At 40.2% G+C, this 23873-nt stretch carries 16 protein-coding genes and 1 pseudogene; 6 read left to right on the top strand and 11 right to left on the bottom strand.

The genetic code is table 11. The features are described 5' to 3' along the window. The first annotated feature begins 115 nt into the window (after positions 1 to 115). Entirely contained in the window at positions 116 to 1750 is a 1635-nt protein-coding gene (locus tag WKK05_RS22645) for a cyclic peptide export ABC transporter (protein WP_341525323.1), read from the top strand. 204 nt (positions 1751 to 1954) lie between these two features. On the opposite strand, the gene WKK05_RS22640 is transcribed toward WKK05_RS22645, so the two are convergent. Further along, the gene (locus WKK05_RS22640; protein ID WP_341531161.1) at positions 1955 to 2746 is read right to left on the bottom strand and encodes a DUF3891 family protein; all 792 of its coding nucleotides are present in this window, start codon (positions 2744 to 2746) and stop codon (positions 1955 to 1957) included. A gap of 206 nt (positions 2747 to 2952) precedes the next feature. On the opposite strand from WKK05_RS22640, the gene WKK05_RS22635 reads away from it, so the two are divergent. Continuing rightward, positions 2953 to 3324, top strand: a complete 372-nt coding sequence (locus WKK05_RS22635; RefSeq protein ID WP_341525322.1) for a DUF2237 domain-containing protein — start codon at positions 2953 to 2955, stop codon at positions 3322 to 3324. Positions 3325 to 3352: 28 nt separating this feature from the next. Here WKK05_RS22635 and WKK05_RS22630 read toward each other — a convergent pair whose 3' ends face one another. The 5 genes from WKK05_RS22630 to WKK05_RS22610 all read right to left on the bottom strand — a co-directional run bounded on the left by WKK05_RS22630 (position 3353) and on the right by WKK05_RS22610 (position 8438). Beyond that, complete coding sequence (locus WKK05_RS22630) at positions 3353 to 3877, bottom strand: GNAT family N-acetyltransferase (RefSeq protein WP_341525321.1); 525 nt, start codon at positions 3875 to 3877, stop codon at positions 3353 to 3355. Beyond that, on the bottom strand, positions 3878 to 4168 hold the full coding sequence (locus tag WKK05_RS22625; RefSeq protein ID WP_341525320.1) for a DUF1778 domain-containing protein: 291 nt from the start codon (positions 4166 to 4168) through the stop codon (positions 3878 to 3880). 312 nt (positions 4169 to 4480) lie between these two features. Next, complete coding sequence (gene hpnJ, locus WKK05_RS22620; RefSeq protein ID WP_341525319.1) at positions 4481 to 5914, bottom strand: hopanoid biosynthesis associated radical SAM protein HpnJ; 1434 nt, start codon at positions 5912 to 5914, stop codon at positions 4481 to 4483. Between the two features lie 119 nt (positions 5915 to 6033). Continuing rightward, positions 6034 to 6864: a phytoene/squalene synthase family protein gene (locus tag WKK05_RS22615; RefSeq protein WP_341525318.1), complete on the bottom strand. Its 831-nt coding sequence runs from the start codon at positions 6862 to 6864 to the stop codon at positions 6034 to 6036. A gap of 890 nt (positions 6865 to 7754) precedes the next feature. Further along, the gene (locus WKK05_RS22610; protein WP_341525317.1) at positions 7755 to 8438 is read right to left on the bottom strand and encodes an HAD-IA family hydrolase; all 684 of its coding nucleotides are present in this window, start codon (positions 8436 to 8438) and stop codon (positions 7755 to 7757) included. Between the two features lie 251 nt (positions 8439 to 8689). Between WKK05_RS22610 and WKK05_RS22605 the strand changes: the two genes are divergently transcribed. Next, positions 8690 to 9463, top strand: coding sequence for a glucosamine-6-phosphate deaminase (locus WKK05_RS22605; RefSeq protein ID WP_341531160.1), 774 nt, complete (start codon positions 8690 to 8692; stop codon positions 9461 to 9463). Between the two features lie 145 nt (positions 9464 to 9608). Here WKK05_RS22605 and WKK05_RS22600 read toward each other — a convergent pair whose 3' ends face one another. From WKK05_RS22600 to WKK05_RS22580, 5 genes are all read right to left on the bottom strand, one after another. Further along, positions 9609 to 9920: a hypothetical protein gene (locus WKK05_RS22600; protein WP_341525316.1), complete on the bottom strand. Its 312-nt coding sequence runs from the start codon at positions 9918 to 9920 to the stop codon at positions 9609 to 9611. Between the two features lie 327 nt (positions 9921 to 10247). Beyond that, complete coding sequence (locus WKK05_RS22595; protein ID WP_341525315.1) at positions 10248 to 10928, bottom strand: DevA family ABC transporter ATP-binding protein; 681 nt, start codon at positions 10926 to 10928, stop codon at positions 10248 to 10250. 20 nt (positions 10929 to 10948) lie between these two features. Further along, positions 10949 to 12121, bottom strand: a complete 1173-nt coding sequence (gene devC / locus WKK05_RS22590) for an ABC transporter permease DevC (RefSeq protein WP_341525314.1) — start codon at positions 12119 to 12121, stop codon at positions 10949 to 10951. Positions 12122 to 12248: 127 nt separating this feature from the next. After that, on the bottom strand, positions 12249 to 13442 hold the full coding sequence (locus WKK05_RS22585; protein WP_341525313.1) for an ABC exporter membrane fusion protein: 1194 nt from the start codon (positions 13440 to 13442) through the stop codon (positions 12249 to 12251). A gap of 608 nt (positions 13443 to 14050) precedes the next feature. After that, complete coding sequence (locus WKK05_RS22580) at positions 14051 to 14374, bottom strand: hypothetical protein (protein WP_341525312.1); 324 nt, start codon at positions 14372 to 14374, stop codon at positions 14051 to 14053. A gap of 1464 nt (positions 14375 to 15838) precedes the next feature. On the opposite strand from WKK05_RS22580, the pseudogene WKK05_RS22575 reads away from it, so the two are divergent. The 3 genes and pseudogenes from WKK05_RS22575 to WKK05_RS22565 all read left to right on the top strand — a co-directional run. Further along, positions 15839 to 16051: pseudogene (locus WKK05_RS22575) on the top strand (hypothetical protein); the annotation flags it as partial. Between the two features lie 470 nt (positions 16052 to 16521). Continuing rightward, positions 16522 to 21930 (top strand): beta-ketoacyl synthase N-terminal-like domain-containing protein, encoded by a 5409-nt coding sequence (locus WKK05_RS22570; RefSeq protein WP_341525311.1) that lies wholly within the window; start codon positions 16522 to 16524, stop codon positions 21928 to 21930. Between the two features lie 165 nt (positions 21931 to 22095). After that, positions 22096 to 23829, top strand: a complete 1734-nt coding sequence (locus tag WKK05_RS22565) for an SDR family NAD(P)-dependent oxidoreductase (protein WP_341525310.1) — start codon at positions 22096 to 22098, stop codon at positions 23827 to 23829. The last annotated feature ends 44 nt before the right edge of the window (positions 23830 to 23873 follow it).

Below are 23873 nucleotides of genomic sequence, written 5' to 3'. Positions count from 1 at the left end.
ATTTCACCTTAACTTAGGGAAAAATACTCACTTTATGTATGTTCTCTGTGAAAATAATATTATCTAAACTGCTCCCACACCCCTTAGAATCCATTCAATTTGTTTGCTCGCAATTATGAACCTAATTTATTTTCTTATACGTTCTTCTTGGGGGATGTTGGCGATTGCGATCGTCGCTGGATTCCTGAGTGGTGGCAGTAGCGCTAGTTTGATTGCTTTGATCAGTGTTGCTGGGAGTTATAGCGGCAGTCAGCGCCTGACGTTGATAGTTTTGGGTTTTGCGGGGCTGACTATAGTTGCACTCATCACTAGCATCATTTCACAAGTGATGCTGATTCGACTATCTCAAGATGCCGTGTTGAAATTGCGGATGCGCTTAAGTCAGCAAATTCTCTCTTCAGAGTTAAGCCATCTGGAACAATTAGGCAATTCTCGGCTATTGGCAACCTTGACAGAGGATGTGCAGGCAGTCGCCAATGCTGTTTTTCAGATGCCTTCTTTGTGCATTGATTTGGCAATTGTTCTTGGTTGCTTGGTATACATAACTTGGCTATCCTGGCTAGTACTAGCGATGCTTATTGGTTTGACGGTGGTGGCAATCGGTAGTTGTCAATGGTTGTTGCATAGAGGTGAGAAATTGCTAGCCTTAGCTCGTGAAGATGAAGATCAGCTATTTAAGCATTTAGGCACTATCACTCAAGGAATCAAGGAACTCAAGCTACACTACAGGCGGCGTCAAATTTTCTTAGAAGAAAAACTGCAATCAACTGCTACTACCTTCCGTCGTCACAACGTTGGCGGTCTGACCTTTTTTGCCATAACTTCCAGCTGGGGTCAACTTGTATTCTTTTTTGCGCTGGGTTTTGTACTGTTTGGGCTGCCTAATATCCTGACTCTTAACCCGCAAACTTTGTCTGGCTATATCTTGACCTTCACTTACTTGGTATTGCCGATGAACAACATCATCAGCAAACTTCCTCTATTCAGCAAAGCCAGCATAGCTTTACAAAAAATAGAATCACTAGGTTTATCTTTAGCTAATCGAGCCGAATTATCAACAGTTCCACCTATCTCTGAGTCTTCTTGGTACAAATTACAATTCAAGGGTGTTACCCACGTTTACTACACAGATCAAGAAGACAACAATTTTATTCTCGGCCCAATTGACCTAACACTATATCCCCAAGAAATAGTATTTATCGTCGGTGGCAATGGCAGCGGGAAATCCAGCCTAGCTAAACTAATTACAGGACTATATATTCCTGAAAGTGGAGAAATTTTATTAGATGGAGAAGTAATTAGCGAACAGAACCGAGAGTGGTATCGTCAGCATTTTTCGGTAGTTTTCTCTGACTTTTATTTATTTGAGGAACTTTTAGGTTTAGAAAATAAAAACTTAGATATTCGAGCTACAAAATATCTTAAGCAACTCCAGTTAGACCATAAGGTGAAAGTTGAAAATGGTAAACTTTCTACAACTGCTCTTTCTCAAGGACAGCGAAAACGATTAGCTTTGTTAACAGCCTATTTAGAAGACCGTCCAATTTATCTATTTGATGAATGGGCAGCTGACCAAGATCCAATATTTAAAGAAGTATTTTACACTCAGCTATTAACCGAATTACGCGATCGCGGTAAAACAGTACTAGTAATTAGCCATGATGATCGCTATTTTCATCTAGCAGACAGGATAGTGAAATTGGAATATGGCAAAGTTGAGTATGACAAGCAATATCATACTAATTCGTAATTCGTAATTCGTAATTCGTAATGACGCTTGAATACTCGCTAAATTCGTAATTAAGTGTTTTTGTAGGGTGCGTTAGCCTTTGGCTTAACGCACCAATGATTTTAACTTTTAGTGTTAAATGTTGGTGAGCTGATTATAATTGCGTAACACAGCTTGATAATTTACTTTTTACAATTATCTTACAAATAAAAAAGCAATTACGAATTAGTTTGGTATTAAGGTAGTAGTGAGAGTTTCCCAACAATTACTATTTAAAGCCTTTCGCATTTCTGTTTCATCATTAAATGGCTGCGGTAAAAGCCTTCCTTCATATACTAAATTCACCTTACTTTCCTGAAATGGCCAGGGAGATATTGTTACTTGCTGATGGTTATCTTCATTTTTTACCAAAGCCAACTTTAATACAGTTTCACTATCAACTGTCGGTACGTCACTAACCTGTCGTTCATCACCAAATCCTTGACACAAAAGTATTGAAAGTGTATCCCATGTTGCTACCAGTTTTCTATTGCGCTGGATAACATCAGGTATTACGTAAGGAGCATAATATTCATCATCTTTCAGAATCGCAATAAGTTGTTCTTGAAAGGCGTACTCGCGTTTTAAAAAGTCTTGCACAAGTTGAGTAGAAGTTTCTGAATTCTGCCAGCTAGTAAATCTTTCATACAATCCGGTTCCATGAAGTGAAACAAGTAGTGTTACATACCTACCTAAAGAAAGTGCTAGTTTTTTAGCATTTGACCAGATATCTATATGTACTTGAGTTGACAGTTCCGTAAAATGATGGGGATAGCCAGTTTGCAGGTTGAGAGTGGGTTCTTGTTCCCATAAAAGCCAACCTATATCATGTTGTTCTGCACCAAGACAAACTTCAACTCTGGGGGTAAATTCACCAAAGTATTCATTACCCCAAGCTTGTGCCAATTGTCCTGAAAGCCAAGCGTGGTTTGGTTGGGTAATACAAATCAGTCCCTGTTTTGATGAGCGATGTAGCATGACAAAAAAGGCAAATATTTTTATAGGTCTAAATTTCAAAACTTGATTTAGAAATTCAAAACCTAATTTACAAGTTAGAGTTATAGATAATCAGTGCGCCTCTACTATTAGACCAAAATCCATAGCATTTGGTATAAAGTTCTTACTAATCGCGTAGACTACTTCTCACCCCTTGATATAGAAACTAAAACCATAAGGAATTGAAAATGGCAGAAGCTGAAAACGTACTAGGCACAAATTTGGAGAGTTGCTGTACTTCTCCCATGACTGGATATTACCGCGACGGATTTTGTAATACAGGCGGTCAGGATTTTGGGATGCACGTTGTTTGCGCCCAAGTGACAGCAGAATTTTTAGAGTTTACTAAATCACAAGGAAACGACCTAAGCACACCTGTCCCACAGTTTAATTTTCCAGGATTAAAGGCAGGCGATCGCTGGTGTTTGTGCGCTGCACGTTGGCAAGAAGCTCTTGATGCTGGTGTTGCTCCACCTGTAGACCTATTGGCCACTCATGCCAGAGCTTTGGAAGTCTGTTCTCTGGAGGATTTGAAACAACACGCAGTCATCCCAAATTGATAATTTGTCAATGCCTTTACCAAGGTATTTATTCAAAAAGTTTGGCGATAGTATCCATTAAAAGAAACAATCGATAGGGGAAATTAGGAAATTGAATAAAATCAAAATGCTCGTAAAACGAACGAGCTTGATCATCTTTAGCATCAACTACTACAGCTATTGTAGCTATCTCATTTTGGAAACTGCGATGTAGCGCATCCATTAAAAGCCTTTCTCCTAAGCTTTTTCCTCGATATTTTTGGTCAACTGCTAATCGTCCTAGAAGGGTTGCAGGAACATTTGGATATCTTGGAAATTTCTTAGTTATTTCATTTGGTAGTTCATCAAATAAGATACTAGTCGCAGACAAGGTGTAATACCCAACAACAGCACTAGAACTTTTTTCGATTAAAACAAAGGGTGCTGCCATCCGCTTACGGGCATCTTGTCCAGCTTGTTGTTTTAAATAACGATCTAGTGGCTCGACTCCGCAACAAAAAGCCGCTCGGTCTTGTTTGTCCAGCGGCTCTATTAAATAATCATCAAAAGCATCGGATTTGTCAGAGAGTGTCACTTATAGACCCATTTTTTGCTTATAATGTTTGGCGGCAGACCGTAATTTTGCACTGGGTTCTGGTGGATTGAGCAATGCTGAAACAAAAGCCTCTTGATCTTGCTGAGTTAAGATCATTGTTTCATGTTCATGAATAACTTGTGTGGCAGCGTTCAAAACGCTACTAATAACAAAATCTGTTAGTGTTCGCCCCTGAATATCAGCAGCACGCTGGAACAATTCTTTTTGTTCTTTAGTGATACGAGCTTCCAAACGTTCAGCTTTGGAGCCTTTAACCACTGGGGAAGTCATAATAGCCTCTACTACAAATAGAATAATTGGTGTTGGTAGAAGTGTAATGATTTTGAAGTCTTAAAGTTACTTATTCACTGCGAATTACTACTGTTTTCGCAATGTTAAACAAATTTAACTATGTTTGTACGGCATTTAGCCTTACAAATAATATAATTACATTACTTCTTTTTGTCAATTAGGTATTTATATTTAGTGTTTGTTGACTAGCTAGTCCTGAGAAACAGTAGTGAGCAGCATTAGTACTTGTAACACTTGTGGTAGCTGCTTTTAGCTTTAATACCACAAGCGTTTTTGATTTTTTGCCTAGCCTCAGTGTGCAGCAGCTTGGGTGCGGCGTTCTTTAAGATAAGAGAAGAACTCGCCACCCTCGCGTAGACGACGAACTAACATTTGTCGGTCAGTTAACATCTCGCGCACAATTGGGATAATTGCTTTGGGACGGAAGTAGAATTTACGGTACATTCGCTCAACTGCGTCCTCAATTTCCGCACTGGAAAGAGTGGGATATTGCAATGTCGAGGTTTGAATACCAGAGGTAGCAACTAAAGCTTGGTCTGTAAACCAGCCATTGACCTTGGCCTGTTCATAAAGTTCTGTGCCAGGATAAGGCGCAGCAATTGAGACTTGGATTGTATGCGGACTCAGTTCGCAAGCAAAGCGAATTGTCTCTTCTACAGTTTCCTGGGTTTCAACCGGTAGACCAATGATAAAAGTACCGTGGACGGTAATACCAAGTTTGTGGCAGTTTTTCATAAATTCCCGCGCCACTTCTAGCTTGATGCCTTTTTTGATACGGTTAAGAATGTCCTGGTTACCAGATTCAAAACCGACAAGCAGCAATCTTAAACCGTTGTCTCGCAGTTGCTTGAGTGTGTCATAATCTAAGTTGGCGCGGGCGTTGCAACTCCAAGTAAGGTTGAGCCGCTTCATATGTTCGCTGATGGCGATCGCTCGATGCTTATCAATGGTAAAAGTATCATCATCAAACATATATTCCCGCACTTGGTCGCCAAAGATAGCTTTTGCTTCTTCCATCTCGCGTCCCACAGCTTCGGGGCTTTTGTGGCGATACAGATGACCGCCAATTGTCTGCGGCCATAAACAGAAGGTGCATTTTGCCGGACACCCGCGTCCAGTGTAAAAGGAAATGTAAGGATGTTGTAGATAGCCGATAAAATATTTACTGATGTCTAGGTCACGCCCGTAAACTGGTAAGACACTAGGCATAGCATCCCAGTCATGAATCAGTGGGCGTTCCTCATTGTGGCGGATGTGAGAGTTTTGGTCACGGTAACTCAGACCTTTGATTTCTTCCCAAGGTTTACCTTCAGCTAGTTCCTTGCAGGTATAGTCAAATTCGTTGCGACATACGAAGTCGATAACTGAGTTATTTCCTAGCGTTTCTTCCGGTAATACTGCGACGTGCGCCCCAACGAAGCCAATCTGCACATCTGGGTTCGCGGCTTTGATTGCCTCAGCACACTTGACATCATTAGCTAGTGAAGGTGTGCTAGTATGCATGACCACTAATTCGTAATCTTTAGCAATTTTCAGCACATCTTCGATAGTCTGACCATGTGGAGGCGCATCTACTAGCTTGCTTCCTGGCACTAACGCAGCAGGTTGCGCCAACCATGTAGGATACCAAAAGGAAGTAATTTCCCGCTTGGCTTGGTATCGCGAACCCGCACCCCCGTCAAATCCATCAAAGGAAGGAGGATTAAGGAACAAGGTTTTCTTCACTGAATATCTCTCCTTTAGTTGTTATTTGTCATTGGTCACTTGTACTGAGCGAAGTCGAAGTATTTGTCATTGGGCATCAAATAATTTCCCTTGTCCCCCCTGCTCCCCTGCCCCCATCTCTAGCTGGCTTTCAGGTTCACATCAATTAGTTGTTCGATAATTGCAACGACATCACTACGACTGAGTTTTTCTTTGCCATTAGCAAGGGCATCCAGGGTTCCGTGAGCCAAGGTTAAGGGAATTTGACAAAAGTCTAAGGCTGGGCCAGTAGGCAGTGAGTTGGTGTAAGCTGTTGCTAGGGATAGATTGCGCCGTGCATACTCTTGCATATCACTTGCACTCCAACCCTCTGGGAAGAAGTCTACGCCACGCTTTAAATCTTCACCGTGGTTACGCAGGATATTAACTGCTTGTAAGCCCCGACCGAACCCAATTGCCTGAGTACGGTTGGTTTGTGTACCATCGTACCAAGTCCATAAATCCGAGAGCAATAAGCCCACCGCACCTGCCACCCCAAACGTATAACGATCTAAATCAGATTCTGTTTCAATTTTCCAGTTTTTTTCTGCCCAGTCAGCCATCCGGTCAGCCATTGCCGCAGTAGCATCCCAAATCCGAGGTGCAATGGTCTCAGGAGCCAGTAACAACCATTCTCGAATCCCAATAGTCACCTCTGCTAAGGTATCCTCATATCCACTAAATCCTGCTGCGAAAGCATCTACTGCAAAGCCATCAACGCCAGCCTGTAATGTTAAGCTAATTGCTCGTAACAGCTTTGTTTTAGTAGGGTTATCTAGCTCTGGATGATCTTCAATTTCATCAATGGCACGCATACACAGATATGCCGATGCAACAGCTTCTTGCAATCCTGACGGTAAAATACTAATTGGTATGTAAAATGTGCGGCTAGTTTCTTTGAGGATTTGCAATGCATCTCTACGTAAATCCATGTGTTCACTCCCCTCTTGATTTTTACACCACATAAGTTCCCAGTTTATTGATGATACTGGATATAGTTTTTACTAAACCTTAAAAACTGAGATAAGCTAGAATTTCATCTAAATATTAATAGTTTTTGGTATCACAATTAACAAAACTCTCAATTTTAACAAAGTCAAGTCTAGTATATAGGGTTTTGGTTGCAAAAACGTCTGGACTCCGTTTTGAGATAGCTATTTTGGCGTTTTACGTTGAATACAATCAATTATGCTGATTTTTCTTCCGTTTCCTTTAAATTTTGCCATTAGAGAATTTCCAATTAACTCTGTCGAAGTTATTTGAAGTCTGCGTTAAGCTGACTAGTAAATTAAAATTATTGTATCTATAGGAACAATTTAGTAAAAGCTAAGTGGGGATAACGGCAACTTTACCACCTAGTAAAGAGGAATAACAACTTGTCAAAAAGCTGAGGTTAGATTCCACAAGTTACATACTGATACGATCGCTAGTGACGACAAGCTATAAGAACTAGTTCCCGTATATTCACGCTATAAACATTCTCGAATAAAAAACTGCTCCTGGCATCAATTCTGCTCCGTGATGGTTCATACACTTTAAGCAAAGTATTCTTTACTCAGAAAATCATATTAGTCGAAAGAATACAAGCGATCGCCCAAGAAGCGGGGTAAATCGAATCGCGGCATAGTCATTGGTAAACTTTGATCACTTCGATAGACTTAATCAAATCCATATATTTAATTTTTTGTCAAGAATATTCTTTGATTCTTGTAATATCAAGTTTGAGCCATCATTTTTGATCACAATCTCTCCACGTCAAGTACATGGTTAAGGACGCACATCTACATCTGGACTGTGCGTCTCTACTGGCGTGCATAGAACGCTAAGAATCTGTGGAGTGTGCGTAAGTCTGCTCTAGGAGTGAGTTTAGTAATGTCCATAACTGCAAGTCCGTAAAATCTGGAATTGCCATAAATGCGCCGACTTCCAATAAAACTTGTGGATTATGGGTGGAGGCGATACCAATGGTGCGGATACCAGCGCCAACAGCAGCACGAATTCCAGAAGGCGAGTCTTCTAAAGCAATGGCTTGGTCTGCTGAAATGCCCAACTTGTTTAGAGCAACTTGGTAAGGTGCGGGGTCGGGTTTACCTGCTATGCAATCATCCGCTAAAACAATTGTTGAGAAAGCTTCTTTTATTCCCAAAACTTTTAGCATAAATTCTGCATTTAATCTAGGTGCATTAGTTACCAATGCGCGATTTAGATGATGTGCATCTGTCCATGCTAGTAGCTCCAAAAATCCATTCAGTGGTTTGAGGTGTGGGGCGAGTTTGCGAAAAAGCGCCTCTTTTTCATCTGCAAAAATTTCCCCTTCTGCTGACGATAATTGTGGGAGGATGTCTTTGACAATTTCTGGATTTAACCGCCCACTAATCCGGGATTTATAGAATGTTTCATCAATTTCTATGCTGTAATTTAACAGCATTTCCTGCCAAGCTCGGTAGTGTATAGGGTCAGTGTTGACAATAGTGCCGTCTAGGTCAAAGAGAATTGCTACCAGCATAATTTTTTGGCTAGAATATAAAGAATTGTCAATAAATCTTTCAATAGTTTACATTCTTTTGTTCTCTTTAAAGGCTGTTTCTTTGTCAATCAGGACAAAAAACTATAATGGGAGTTGCTTAATCCTGAAATTTATGATGAATAACGAGTGTTTGAGCAGACAAGTACTGCTCCTCAAGTTATACCAATTAAAAAAGTAGAGACGTTGCAATGCAACGTCTCTACTGCATTGATAACCTTCTGTGTAAGCAAATGCTAGCCGCTACAAATTTTTTTCGTGTTGATAATTTACTGGTGCAGATTTATAACTCTGAAGTCGAAATGGCGCAGAACGTTGCCGAAACTGCACAAAAGTATTTACAGTCCGTTCTCAAGCAACAAAATTCAGCTGCTGTATTGTTAGCAACAGGTAACTCCCAACTCAAATTTCTCAATGCTTTGATTACATTGGGCGGCGTAGATTGGTCACGAATTACCTTGTTCCATCTGGACGAATATTTAGGAATTACAGCTGACCATCCTGCTAGTTTTCGGCGCTATATGCGAGAACTTGTAGAGAAACGGATTGTTCCTAAAGAATTTCACTATATAGAAGGTGATTCATTGCAACCTATGGCAGAATGCGATCGCTACGCCAAACTACTGCAAGCACAACCAATTGACTTATGCTGTCTTGGTGTTGGTGAAAATGGGCATTTGGCTTTTAATGATCCTTCTGTAGCTAATTTTCACGATCCTTACAGTGTGAAACTAGTGAAACTAGATACAGTAAATCGTCAGCAACAAGTAAACACAGGTCAGTTTCCGAATTTAGAAACTGTGCCACAATATGCTTTTACTGTTACTATTCCAACGATTTGTGCAGCAAAAAAAATTCTCTGTCTTGCACCAGATAAACGTAAAGCTAACGTAGTGAAAGAGATGTTACAGGGGACGGTAAGCGCAGATTGTCCAGCTTCGATTCTGCGCCAACAACCCCAAGCAACATTATTTTTAGATGTGAATTCTGCAAGTTTACTGTCTTGAAGAAGAAATCACAAGTCAGAATTCAGAATCCAATTAGTAGTGGGTTGGAATTCCCTAGCTATTAAAGACTTCTGGTTTCTGACTCACCTCGGCTGCGCTCGGTGGTCGCCGAGCGCAGCCGAGGTGCGACCACCTGAATTCTTTCTTAGTAACTTTTGCTTTTTTCTCTAATTTCTACTTCAGCAATAGTCTCATATTTATTACCAGAATTAGTTAGTTGTAAAGTCGGTATGTCAGGAATATATGCTATGTTACAACCACCGCTTTCCTGGAGCTTGAAACTAGATAAGCAAGCCTCAAGATGGGGACATTCTTCACATTTAAGGTCTTGCCCTGGATTTGCACATCCGCAGGGAGGATTCACAAAACATTCAGAAGGTTGTTTAGGTGTCCAAGGTTTTTTAGAGATAAAATATAAAGCTGCTTCTTGCAGACAAAAAATTAAATCTTTTACCATACTCATGAAAGTAGGAATGTATGTATAGTTACTGGTTACTGAGTAGATGCCTTTGGTAAATACAGCAATTTTGCATTTCTAAACTATGCTTGAGGTAGAACTGCTGTAGTTCAATTACTTGAAAGCTGCTGATAAGTGTTTGCTCACAGCCACCTGTTAAGAAAGCCCTGCTATTCTTCCTATATTCTCAATCATCTGGTAAATCATTACTTCATACTCTAGATATGTCCTACTTGAGACTTAAGGAATATTTTTTTAGATTTATCTTTGATTCATGACTTGAAAAAGTGTGCAGAGAACATTATTTTTTCATTGAGGCAGCCTTCTTCAATTGATCAGCCGACCATCTTCCATGCGAATTATCCGATCTGCAACATCTAAAATTCGGTTGTCGTGAGTTACTATTAAACTTGCACAATTCTGTTCTTTAGCCAACTTCTGCATTAGATTAACGACATCTCGCCCTGACTTACTATCTAAAGCAGCAGTAGGTTCGTCAGCTAATACCAATTTGGGATGACTTACTAAAGCACGGGCAATGGCTACTCGTTGCTTTTGCCCTCCTGAAAGATCAGGCGGATAGTAATTAATTCGATTTCCTAATTTAACAGTATCGAGCATAGCTTCTGATTGGCTACGAGCTTGCTTTTCAGAAATATTTTTGTGTAATTCAAGCGACATTTGAACATTCTGTCGAGCTGTTAAGAAATCTAGTAAGTTATGAGCTTGAAAAATATAGCCGATATGGCGACGTACTCGCACTAATTGCTCATTACTGGAACCATAAAGTTCCTGCCCTATAAATTTAAGGCTTCCCTCTTGAACAGAACGTAACCCACCAATCAAAGTCAGTAAAGTGGTTTTTCCTGAGCCTGATGGCCCAGTCATAATTACAATTTCTCCATGTTTGATTGTAAGATTAATATCAAACAGTATCTGACTTCGCAACTTTTTTTCGCCAAAGTATTGATTGAGATTTTTTATGCTTACAATGAAATTACTTTTCATATTAAAATTTAAATCTTTGATTAAAAAATATCGGCTGGGTCTACATTTCGGAGCTTATTTGTAGAGAAAAAGGCAGAAGTTAAGGACATTAAAGTTGCTGAAACTAGTACTACTATTGCCTTATCTATACTCATTATTACTGGTAGATTAGTAGCATTCTTAGCTAAATTATAGAGAGCAAGAGATATCACAAAACCAGGAATATAACCTAGAAAAGCTAAGATTAAAGCTTGCTGAAAAACTACACTCAATAGGTATTTATTTTTAAAACCCATTGCTTTTAAGGTTGCATATTCAGCTAAGTGATTAGAAATATTACTATAAAGGATTTGATAGACAACAATTACACCCACAACAAACCCCATAGTTACCATCAAATTAAATACAAACCCAATAGGTGTTCTGAGAGTCCAATAGCTTTTTTCTAATCTAATAAATTGTTCACGGGTGACAGCTATTACGTCTTTAGGTAATTTAGCTGACAAACTTGCTGCAACTTTTTCGGGATTAGCATCAGGTTTGAGATTAATTAAGCCTATATCTATATCTTGTACTGAACGGTCTTGAAATATTCGTAAGAAAGTTGAGGAACTAACAATTAAATTACCATCAACTCCAAAGGAAGGGCCGAGATTGAATAAACCACCAACTTTAACTTGATATCCAATGTATGCGGTATAGCTGAATACTTCAACTTTTACAGGTTTTCCTTGTTTAAATTCTTGAGCGATCGGCCCAAACTCTGGTCGTGAAGCGCCGTCAAATAAAACTGTGTCAGGAAGTTGTAGTAACTTAAAATTTTGCTGGACTTCTGGAAAGGTAAAAATCGATTTAACTGGGTCAAATCCAAGGACATACATGGGAAATTTGAGACCATTACTTGGATTTTTAAGCTTGGCAAATTGCATATATAAAGGGCTAACTGATTCTACACCTTCAAAAGCTAATGCTTGATATAAACGCCAGCGCGAAAAGCTTTGATTGGATGTCAAAGATTTATATTGAGCGCTGATGATAAATAGGTCTCCTTGTAAATTCTTATGCAGTTGTGTAGCACTGGCATAGAGAGCATCTTGGAAACCAATTTGCATAAACATCAGAACTGCAACGAAAGCAATTCCAGCTAAAGCTACAAGAAAACGAACTCTTTGTCTTGATAGTTGTAGCCAAGCTAGAGGTATATTGAGAATCATCTTGTAAGCCTCAAGTGATGCAGATTAAAATACCAAACTTTTAGGAAATCTGTAATTGAAACGTGGATGAGCAATTAACAACTTCTTTGAATAGCGAGAGTGAGTGAATAAAGCTTATTCTCGAAGTTTATATTTCAATAAGTACCTGCACCTGTAATTCAGTAAGAGCCACAACTTGTTGATTATCTGCTAAGTTATCGATGCGGATTTTTACATCTACTACTTTATTATCAGTGCCTGCTTGCAAATCGGTATTAAAGATATTTTGTTTACCAACTTGCAAACCAATATCTGTAACTATTCCGCGTAATTTCCCTGTAAAAGCGTCGCTGGTAATAATGGCTGACTGGCCTAGACGCACTTTTTTAATATCGGTTTCATAGACTTCTGCTACTACATACATCTGCTGTGTGCGGCCTAAGTCAACTATTCCTTTACTCCCAATGATTTCTCCAGGCCAAGCATTAATTTTCAAAACTTGGCCGCGTATAGGCGATCGCACAATACTTAAATCCCAGTCTGCTTGAGCCTGTTTAACTGAAGCGATCGCACTATCCACATCAGCCAATGCTGCTTCGACGTCGGTAGGACGGACTTCAGCAATACTCTTGAGCTTAGCTTTAGCTTCGGTTAACTGCTTTTGTAGAGTCTCTATAGTCCGCTTGAGAGAAGCTTTGGCTTCATTGAGTTGTTGTTGAACGGTCTCAACTCGTAAACGTTTAGCGTCTGAGTCAGAAACGGAAATCGCACCTTCTTTATATAACTGCTGATATCGTTGATTTTCGCTCTCAGCATTCCGCAAATCTGCTTCTATGCGAGTGATTGTTGCTTGTTGTGCAGCAGTTTCTCCATTCAACTCAGCTTCTAGGCGAGCGATCGTTGCTTGTTGTGCAGAGATGTCTCCAGTTTTTGCCCCCGCTTTTACTTGATTGAGACTAGCTTGAGCAACGAGGACTTGTTTTTGAGCTTTTTCTAAAGCTGCCAGACGAGGAGCGTAACTGTCAAGAATTGCAATTATTTGCCCCTGAAGCACTTTATTTCCTTTATTTACCAAGAGTTTTGCAACTCGAACACCCCCTTGGGAATCGGGAGCCGACAGACGAATAACTTCTCCTTCCGGTTCTAAACGTCCTAAAGCCGCCACCGCAGTAATTTTAGGAGAAGTGCTTGGGGTAATTGGTGATTGTGATTTAGAGGTCAATTGAAATTGTGAAATACCGTAGAGAGAAACTCCGCCAGTCGCTAAAGCCATAGCCGCGGCTAAAGCTATCGACCACCAACCGACAGGTTTTGTAAATGACTGCTTTTGTTTGTTTACCATAATTATGTCTTTCAATTTAACGATATCTGACAACAAACTACTTCCAACTTTTTGATGTCTACGTTACAGCTTCACCTTTAGAAGTTATCGAAGGATATTTACAGCAGATTTTAAGTTGGTGCAGTACACAAACTAGCTCTCAAAGCTAGGCAGAAAGATTGTTTTACTTATGAATTCTGCTGTAATCACTAGCCAGAGTATCGCTCAATATTAGGTTTAGAATTTTACTCAGACTTTTCGCTGTGTCTTAGTAACTGGCAACTATCCCACACGGCTGCCCTCACCTTTGTGGTTGAAAAATTAATTTTATTAATCACAAAGGTACATAGACGCAATAGCAGCTTCCCGCAGGGTAGATACGAAGTAAAATCACTTGCAAGCCGGTGATAGCAAATAAAGTTTCTCACTTACTTTGACAAAGCTAACCCCTACACCTATTTTCAAGCCAGAAGAGAAAGTACAGTTTGTAGCGTTGCTTGATTATGTCGGGTCTCAATTGTTAGAGAAAAAGCTGGGAAGATGGAACTATAAATATAGTATCCATCAATCCGTTAGTTAAACCAGCTTTTATTAGTTTCGCTGTTTTACACATCCACTTAGATGCGTGATTACCTCTGTAGCGCTACTTCTTTGTTCTTTTTAAGAATTGCTAAGTATTCGCTGCGCGTACCATCTATCCGATAGTGGTCACAAATTTGGCAGAGTTTCAAAATATCCAATCGGCTGAATACTTTTTGATGCTCAATTCCGTTATCATTTCTCCATCGCCAGAAAGTAGTCCGATCAATGCGGCGATTACTTTCAGGCCATCTTCGTCGAGATAAAAAATCTACTAGTTCTTCTTCATAAAACGAGTAGCCTTTCGGTAACTTCAGGAGTTCTTCTCTTAACTCAGTTAGCGGTATGAGTGGATCAAGATCAGATAGTCTCATGCCAGCAAGCCCTTGTAATTTCGTGTAAGTTTAATCATGCAGAACGCTTAATACAACACGGTTTATCGCATTAACTTACATCGCCATACTATCAGTTTATAACAGGTTGAGTAATCAAGTAATAAGGTGAATTTAGATTTGTATTCTACTTATTTCTATATCTTACATCTCCGTTTAACTAATAGTATCGAGTTACTTTATTTAATCACATACAATAAACTGATTGATACTCAATTGCAAGCCATATGCAACAAATTTGATGCTAAACAACTAGTAATATGTAAACATAAACTGGATACGAGAGTAACAATATTTAATTGGTTTTAACAGTATTATGTCCGCACTGCTATCTATCATCTCAAATAAAGTGTTTGGTTTACCAAAACTCTGTTAAATATAGATATTTTTCATTCTTTAGACGTAGCTACTAGTGGCTAAAATTACATCTTTACAGAAACTCATTATTTGCAAATAAAAATATGCAGAAAAACAGTTATTTGATAAATTTATGTATTGTTTTTAGAAAAATCAACTTCTAGATAGATGTGAAAACTGAGGACATTACTGCTTGATAATTTCTTATACCCAGTTGCATTATCACAGCTAACTGTTCAGATATTGCTTAAAGATTCTTGTTTCCAGTTATACATTTTAATTTTGAAAATAAAATTTAGAAGATTCTAAGACGTTTTTTAATAAATTTAAGCTAATTAAAGCTATGAATTGATTGCTAATACAATTCGCTATGATGATACACTTAAGATTTTTAAACGTGGACGCGCAACGGTGAAACAGTCCTGTAGGCGGGTTTCCTGCCGTAGGGAACTGTTGTTAGTGTAGCGTTAGCGAGCTTGCGTCTCGCAGAGAGCGTCTCTCTTTGGGAGAAGGGGAGACGCTAGCGCCTGCCGTAGGATGCCCGTTCGCCTTGGTCTCCTTTAGAAGAAGGGCTGTAGGGAGAAGGACGCATTCGCGTTGGCGTAGCCTCTCGTAGAGAAGCGTCTGTCTGCGACACACTGCGCGAACGAAGAGAAGGACACAAAGGAAGAAGGAGCAATTATTAAGTGCAAGCTTATGGAAAATGGGTATAAGATAGTAAAATACCTAAGAAGCAAAATTTAGGATTATGTAATAAATAGGTATAGTTTTTCGAGTTAAACCAAAAATGTATTTAATCTATAAATTCATTTTTGCAAATAAACTATTACCCATGAATAAATTTTTACCTTGGAGATTTATAGTAGTCAATAAAATATGGTTAAAGTAATATATATGAAATTTATGTGCAACTTTAATAATTAACTATGGCTAGATGAGATATTAATAGATAAGAGTTTTTTAGTTATGTGAGTGATAGCATCAGCGTACCCATATGGGGAAGCAAGCTACGCAAAGCTTCTCTACAAGAAGCTTAACGAAGTTATCGCCCACCCAAAGACCTAAGACGAAATGAAACTACAGCGATTCATGCTTTCATTACCAAGCTTTGATAACCAACGGCTGATTTTTCATGCAGCTCGTCAGACTCTTCGTAAAGCTGAAATGGCCCGCCTTGTGGTGCATGAATGGCTCAATTATCATGATTTTGAGCTAGAAGAGTGGAAAACCAAAACAGCATCTGAGCTTGGGATTAGTACTAGTGAATTTGAGCGAAAGCTATTAGCTGCTGCTCAACGTCAAGGAATTATGAGGAAAGTAGACGATGAACCTGATTTAGAACCAAACTTTGTAGAAGTTCCTAATGTAGATTCTGATTCTTGTAGTCAATTACAATCTATAAATGAGCAAACATCAATTTAAAATTTTGAATTTGCGTTAACTTGCAAATTCATGCTCAATCAGCATTCTACCTAGCCAGACATATCTAGTTGCATATAAGTTGCTTATCAATTGCGATGAACCAATTATCAGTCTAATATAAGCACAAATGGCAATCTTATAGGATGAGTAGAAGTTGGATAACTTTTCTGGATGAAATTATCCAAGCTGAAGCCACTCAAGAGTCTATATTGTAGGCTTTGAACCCTTCATAACTTATTTGTCAAGAAAAATATTCATTCTAAAATCTGATTTTAAGTTTCCTTAATTATAGAGAAACTGAATCTTTCAACATATCTACATGGTACTAGCAAAATAGTGAAGATGAAGTCATGGCTGCTTCTAAATTTGAAGCTGTCTTGGCACAGTTGCAAGACGAAGTAAGCAATTGTGAAAAGGCTCTTTTAAAGCTCATACAGGTGAAAAAAAATATGCTTGGAAATGTACCCCAAACTAGCAAAATAAAGGCGAAACGTCAGCAAACAGATATTGCCATTATTGGGATGGCCTCAATATTCCCCCAATCTAAAAATTTGCAGGAATACTGGGAAAAAATTATTCACAAAGTTGATTGTATTACAGATATTCCTGCTTCACATTGGAATGTAGAAGATTACTACGATCCCAATCCCAAAGCAGCAGACAAAACCTACTGCAAACGGGGGGGATTTCTCCCCGAAATTGATTTTAACCCGATGGAATTTGGGATGCCGCCCAATATTCTAGAAGTCACAGATATTTCACAGTTGCTAGGTCTAGTTGTTGCTAAAGCAGCAATGGAAGATGCAGGCTACGGCGAATCTGGGCAGTTTAATCATGATCGCACTGGTGTAGTTTTGGGTGTAGCTTTAGGAAACCAGTTGGCTGTTCCATTGGGTGCGAGATTGCAGTATCCAGTTTGGGAAAAAGCTCTCAAAAGTAGTGGCTTATCCGATGAAGATACGCAAAAAATCATTGAGAAAATCAAAAGTGCATATGTGCAGTGGGAAGAAAACGCCTTCCCTGGAATGTTAGCTAACGTAGTTGCTGGACGCATCGCTAACCGCCTAGATTTTGGTGGGATCAACTGTGTCGTAGATGCCGCTTGTGCTAGTTCTTTGGGTGCGCTAAAAATGGCAATTAGCGAACTAGTTGAGCATCGAGCCGATATGATGCTCACTGGTGGAGTTGATACCGACAACTCGGTTTTTGCCTATATGTGTTTCAGCAAAACTCCGGCTGTCTCGCAAAGCCAGAACGTCAAACCATTCGATATCGGCTCTGATGGGATTATGCTGGGTGAAGGTGTCGGGATGCTAGTGCTGAAGCGCCTTGAGGATGCCAAGCGAGACAATGACCGAATTTATGCAGTCATCAAAGGCATAGGCGCTTCCAGTGATGGTCGTTATAAAAGCATTTATGCACCGCGTCCAGAAGGTCAAGTCAAAGCCTTGCGTCGTGCTTATGAAGATGCCGGAATTTCCCCTGAGAGTGTCGGCTTAATTGAAGCACACGGCACAGGAACTATGGTCGGAGATCCAGCCGAATTCGCATCTATTAAAGAAGTTTTTGGCGAAAATAATCCCAAAAAACAACATATCGCCCTCGGCACTGTCAAATCACAGATTGGACATACAAAAGCTGCTGCGGGTGCGGCAAGTTTGATCAAAACAGCTTTAGCTTTGCACCACAAAGTATTACCACCCACAATTAATATCACTAAACCGCACCCTAAACTAAATATTGATAGCTCGCCGTTTTATTTAAATACGGAAACAAGACCTTGGATTAGCAGCGATGCTCAGCCAAGACGTGCTGGAGTGAGTGCTTTTGGCTTTGGTGGCACAAATTATCACGTTGTTTTAGAAGAATACCAAAGCGATCGCCCAGCGTCACAAAACCTTGCTTATCGTTTACATAACAGTCCGCAGTCGGTGCTGCTATTTGCTTCAACACCAGAGCAGTTGTTGTCTCGTTGTCAACAAACCCAACTGAAATTGCGATCTGATGCTGGAAACCAGCATTATACAGAACTGATTGCGGCATCTAAATCTTTAGAAGTTCCGCTCACTAATGCCAGAGTTGGCTTTGTTGCCGAGTCTCTCGCCCAGGCTTGCGACTTCTTGCAGATAACTATTGATTGGTTAACAAACAAGCCACAAACAGAATCCTGGGAGCATCCCCAAGGGGTTTACTACCGTAAAACTGGGATGGCGACACAGGGAAAAGTAGTGGCTTTGTTCTCTGGGCAAGGTTCACAGTATTTGGAAATGGGTCGGGAAATCGTAATTAATTTCCCTGAGTTGCGGCAGACTTATGCTCAGATGGACAGCCTTTTTCACGAAGATGGATTGCAACCAGTGTCAGAGGTTGTTTTTCCTACTCCTATGTTCGAGGCAGAGCAAAAAGCTGCTCAGATAGAAGCATTGCAGCGTACAGAATATGCACAACCCGCGATTGGGGCTTTTAGCGCAGGTTTGTACAAGATATTGCAACAAGCTGGGTTTAAGCCAGATTTTGTTGCTGGACATAGTTTTGGAGAACTAACGGCTTTGTGGGCTGCGGGTGTTTTGAGTGAAGAAGATTACTTTTTCTTGGTGAAAGCTAGGGGTCAAGCTATGGCTGCACCACAAGACCCCCAGTTTGATGCAGGAGCGATGCTGGCGGTGAAAGGAGATGTCAATCAGGTTGCAGAACTAATCAAGAATTTCCCGCTAGTCACCATTGCTAATTTGAATTCTCATCATCAGGTGGTGCTGGCTGGGACAAAAGCTGAAATTGCCAAGGTGCAAGAAGCTCTCAGAGCGACAGATTTTTCTACCGTCTTATTAGGAGTTTCCGCAGCTTTTCACACTCCACTAGTGGCTCATGCACAGAAACCCTTTACCAAAGCAATTGAGCAAATTACATTCAAAAAACCACAAATCCCGGTTTACACCAATGTCACAGGGAAACGTTACTCAGATGAGCCGCAAGTTATTCTAAAAATCCTTAAAGAACATCTGATAAATCAGGTGCTGTTTAAGCAGGAGATTGAAAATATTTATGCTGAAGGCGGTCATTGCTTTATTGAATTTGGGCCGCGAAATATTCTTACCAGCTTAGTAAAAGATATCCTAAGCGATCGCCCCCATATAGCAGTAGCATTAAATGCTAGTCATTCCAAGAGTAGCGATCGCACTCTGCGAGAAGCTGTTATGCAGTTACGTGTCGCTGGTTTGCCTTTACAAAATTTAGACCCTTACCAGCTCGAACAAAAAATCCCAACAACTTCGGCTAATAAGGTCTTAAATGTCCGCTTAGATAGCACTAACTATGTTTCGCAAAAAACGAAACAAGCCTTTGAAACAGCGCTGCAAAATGGGCATCAAGTGAAATTGGCTCCTACCGACGCCAATCAACTAGCAACAGCGAATATTTTAAGCACACCAGTTGCTACAACTCTCAATGGTCAAGGAAATCACTCGCTCTCCAACTCATCCGACCAACTAGCAGAGAAGCCAGTAACTAACGGTCAAGTCATCTCTATCAAGGACTTACCATCAGATGGGCTGGATCTCAAGCCAGTGCAACCAAGCCTAGAACCGCCTGTGAATTATCAACGAGCTATAGACAGCTTAGAGTACACCCTTATAGAATTCAATCGCCATCAACGTGATATTTTGCAGGTTCATGAACAATCTTTGAAGCATCAAACGGAATATACCAAAACCTTTTTCCAACTGATGCAGCAACAGCATTTGTTGTGGGGAAATGTTAAATTCACTGAACAACAAGCTGAAACTCAGCAACTTGCACTTTCTAGCTCAGAGCGCAGCATGATGCGACTCCACGATCATCAAGCTGAAACCCTCCGCATCCATGAGGAATATCTGAACTATCAGCAGGGATACACTCATAACTTTTTCCAATTGCTCCAGCAACAGTATGAGCAGTTGATCGCTGAGGATGTGACCAAACACCAAGTTATGTGGGGAGCAGAGCAAAGCGATCGCTCTATTATGGTAAAAGCGGTATCGGTTGCTGTACCTCACAAAGAATTAGCCACAGACTCTGAGCCAGCTTCAACTAATGGTCATGGTACAAATAGTAACGCGAATCATCAAGCAAAACTATTGCAGGATATAATTGCGCCCATCAAAGCAGGGGAGCAGGCGACCACCGAGCGTAGCCGAGGTGGAGCAGAGAGCAGGGAAGCAAGAGAAGAAATTATTTCCCCATCCCCCTCATCTCCTCCAGTTCATTCCATTGATAAAGCTACCCTGAGTCAAACTCTACTGAGCATCGTGACTGATAAGACAGGCTATCCAGTGGAGATGCTGGAGCTAGACATGGATATGGAGGCCGACTTAGGTATTGACTCGATCAAACGTGTGGAAATCTTAGGAGCATTACAAGAAATATATCCCGATTTACCGAAGCCGAATATGGAAGAACTGGGAGAACTACGCACCATTGGGCAAGTTGTGGAATATCTGCAATCTCGAACTTCGCCAAATCTCTCCGTAGAAGTTAAAATTTCTGCCGTTCAGGAACTGCAAACTGAGAACAGAGAACTGAAAGAAGAATCTACCCAGTCTCTAGTCCTCACTGTCCAATCCTCAGTTACCAGCCCTCAGTCCCCAGTCTCCAGTCCCCATTACCCCTTATCCCCAAAGGGGGCCCCACCTTCCCCAGTCCCCAATCCCCAATCTCCAGTCAGCGAAATTGTTCCATTCAATACAGCACCAGAACTAATAGCAAGTAATGAATTCGCTGACTTGAGCCAAATCTTGTTAACCATTACCAGTGAGAAAACAGGCTACCCAATAGAGATGCTGGAACTGGAAATGGACATGGAAGCAGACTTAGGGATTGACTCGATCAAACGGGTGGAAATTTTGGGAGCAATGCAAGAAATGTATCCCAATTTGCCTAAACCGAATGTGGAAGAACTGGGCGAACTACGCACTATTGGTCAAATAGTCGAGTATCTTCAACAGTTAGTTGGAGGTGAAAAAAAAAAGTTTCAGTCTGAGTTTGACCAACTACCCTTAATAGATACGAATATTCCACGGCGTACCGTCAAACTCAAAACTCTACCACGACCAGATTATTTGGATTTCACTTTACCAGAGGGACACATCGGTTTAATCACCGATGATGGTTCCCTCGCTACTTCTAAATTGGCTCATTCTCTGCTCGAACAAGGTTGGAAAGTGGTGGTTTTAAGTTTCCCCCAATCGCTTATCCCCCAACGATCGGCTTTAACCGCAGGCGTAACTCGTGTGACACTAGCAAACTTGAGTGAAGAACATCTCCAAGAACAACTGCAAGCGATCGCAACTAACTACGGAAAAATTGGGGCTTTCATTCATCTACATCCTGTATTTGCGACAAATGACAACGCCCCGGTTTCTTATCTTGAACAAGAAAAGGCGATTGTTAAACAAGTATTTTTGATGGCAAAACATCTCAAACCATCTTTGAATGAAGCAGCGCGTCATGGACGTAGTTGTTTCTGCACAGTCGCCCATCTTGATGGAGCCTTTGGGTTAGATTATAAAGTCAATTTTGGTGCGATCGCTGCTGGTCTATTTGGTTTGACTAAGACTCTGAGATGGGAATGGCCAAAAGTATTTTCTCGTGCGATCGACCTCAGTCCAGCTATTAATGCCAAACAGTCAGTAGAGCATATCGTTGCTGAACTTCACGACCCCAATCTTTACATTGGCGAAGTTGCTTACGGTTCACAAGGAAGAGTCACCCTTATCGCCAATTAATTTCTTCTCTCTGCGCTCTCTGCGTCTTGGCGGTTGAAAAAACGAACCGCCAAGGCACAGAGAAGCCAGTGCGTTGCGGGGATTCCCCCCGTTGTAGCAACTGGCGCGACACAGAGAAAGACAGGAAATAAATAATTTGATTCTGCAAGTTTTTCCCGAGGATTTATGACAGCAATAGCCCCAATTCGTCCATCATCTGTGTTTGTTGTAAGTGGCGGTGCTAAAGGAATTACGGCTGATTGCGCTATTAAATTAGCACAGCAACAACCTTGCAAATTCATTCTTCTTGGTCGTTCTGAACTTCTAGAAACCGAACCAGATTTTGCTCAAAATTGTTTTGAAGAATCAGCATTAAAAAAATGCATCATGGAGAATCTTCTTGCTCAGGGTGAGAAGCCCACACCCATGAATGTACAAAAGATATATAACAAAATTAACTCTAATCGCGAAATTAAAAAAACTCTCTCTTCGATACAACAAACAGGAGCGACAGCAGAATATATTAGTGTCGATGTCACAGATACACAGGTACTACAAGAAAAACTTGCTGCTGCTGTCAACCGTCTAGGCACAATTACCGGAATCATCCACGGTGCTGGGAATTTAGCCGATAAATTAATTGAAAAGAAAACTGAGCAAGATTTTGAAAAAGTCTACACAGCAAAAGTTCAGGGTTTAGAAAACCTACTTAATTGTGTTAACGCTAATCAACTTGAGCATTTAGTTTTGTTCTCTTCAGTCACAGGATTTTATGGAAATATTGGACAGACTGATTATGCAGTAGCTAACGAAATTCTCAACAAGTCAGCGCATTTAATTAAACAAAACTATCCTGCTTGTCATGTAGTGGCAATTAATTGGGGCGCTTGGGATAGTGGAATGGTTTCATCAGAACTCAAAAAAGCTTTTGCTGAGCGAGGAATTGAAGTTATTCCTGTAGAAGCTGGGACACAAATGCTAGTTAATGAACTGCATCCTACACATCATGAAACTACACAAGTTGTTATTGGTAGCCCAATTATTGCTCCTGCTGTACCTTTAGACTCAGAGTTGCAAAATTATCGTATTAGTCGTTGCATAACACTAGAAGAAAATCCATTTTTATACGATCATATGATTGCTGGTTATCCAGTATTACCAGCTACCTGTGCTATGTCCTGGATAATTAATGCCTGTGAAGAACTTTATCCTGGCTATAGATGTTTTGTTTCTAAAGATTTCCAAGTATTAAAGGGAATTATTTTTAATGAAACTTTAGCAAAAGAATATATCTTAGAATTGCAAGAAGTATCTAAAACTAATTCCGATTCTGTCGAATTTCAAGCTACAATTTTGAGTAATAATCCTGAAGGGAAAACCTATTATCATTTCCGCGCCCTGACTAAACTGGTTCGAGAAATACCAGCAAATCCTATTTATGAATCAGTGAATCTTGCTGAAGATAACATTATCACCACTATCGGCGAAGGCTTTTATAAAAGTGGAGATTCTTCATTATTTCATGGGCCAGCATTTCAGCAAATTAGAAAAGTCTTAAATATTAGCCCCGAAAAAATTACTGTCGAATGTTTTTGGAAACAAATCACAGACCAGCAACAAGGACAGTTTCCTGTCAAATGGCACAATCCTTATACAACTGACTTAAGTACCCAATCTTTATGGATTTGGTTGAGCCATTTTCATCAGCAAGTTTGTTTACCTGGAAAATTGACAATATCTGAACAGTTTGCAGTTACTCCATGTAATGAACCTTTTTATGTTTCTTGCGAAATCACTGGCAAAACAGAAACTAGTGTGACTGCAAATTTTATTCTCCACAATCGTCAAGGAAAAGTATATACACGCATCTTACAAGCTAAGGCAGTCGTGTTACCTATAGAATCCTTAAGGCAAAAGTAATGACTCTTGAAAATTACTTGTTATTTAGGAGTACTATTGTAATT

It is taken from the genome of Nostoc sp. UHCC 0302 (genome assembly GCF_038096175.1).
Lineage (GTDB): Bacteria > Cyanobacteriota > Cyanobacteriia > Cyanobacteriales > Nostocaceae > UHCC-0302.
This window is presented reverse-complemented; position numbering and strand designations above follow the sequence as displayed.

Bases quoted from the DNA above. Each gene is read 5' to 3' on its own strand.
- WKK05_RS22645 (WP_341525323.1), top strand. From the start codon at position 116: ATGAACCTAATTTATTTTCTTATACGTTCTTCTTGGGGGATGTTGGCG.
- WKK05_RS22640 (WP_341531161.1), bottom strand. From the start codon at position 2,746: ATGCTACATCGCTCATCAAAACAGGGACTGATTTGTATTACCCAACCA.
- WKK05_RS22635 (WP_341525322.1), top strand. From the start codon at position 2,953: ATGGCAGAAGCTGAAAACGTACTAGGCACAAATTTGGAGAGTTGCTGT.
- WKK05_RS22625 (WP_341525320.1), bottom strand. From the start codon at position 4,168: ATGACTTCCCCAGTGGTTAAAGGCTCCAAAGCTGAACGTTTGGAAGCT.
- WKK05_RS22615 (WP_341525318.1), bottom strand. From the start codon at position 6,864: ATGGATTTACGTAGAGATGCATTGCAAATCCTCAAAGAAACTAGCCGC.
- WKK05_RS22610 (WP_341525317.1), bottom strand. From the start codon at position 8,438: ATGCTGGTAGCAATTCTCTTTGACCTAGACGGCACTATTGTCAACACT.
- WKK05_RS22605 (WP_341531160.1), top strand. From the start codon at position 8,690: ATGCTAGCCGCTACAAATTTTTTTCGTGTTGATAATTTACTGGTGCAG.
- WKK05_RS22600 (WP_341525316.1), bottom strand. From the start codon at position 9,920: ATGGTAAAAGATTTAATTTTTTGTCTGCAAGAAGCAGCTTTATATTTT.
- WKK05_RS22595 (WP_341525315.1), bottom strand. From the start codon at position 10,928: ATGAAAAGTAATTTCATTGTAAGCATAAAAAATCTCAATCAATACTTT.
- devC (WP_341525314.1), bottom strand. From the start codon at position 12,121: ATGATTCTCAATATACCTCTAGCTTGGCTACAACTATCAAGACAAAGA.
- WKK05_RS22585 (WP_341525313.1), bottom strand. From the start codon at position 13,442: ATGGTAAACAAACAAAAGCAGTCATTTACAAAACCTGTCGGTTGGTGG.
- WKK05_RS22580 (WP_341525312.1), bottom strand. From the start codon at position 14,374: ATGAGACTATCTGATCTTGATCCACTCATACCGCTAACTGAGTTAAGA.
- WKK05_RS22570 (WP_341525311.1), top strand. From the start codon at position 16,522: ATGGCTGCTTCTAAATTTGAAGCTGTCTTGGCACAGTTGCAAGACGAA.
- WKK05_RS22565 (WP_341525310.1), top strand. From the start codon at position 22,096: ATGACAGCAATAGCCCCAATTCGTCCATCATCTGTGTTTGTTGTAAGT.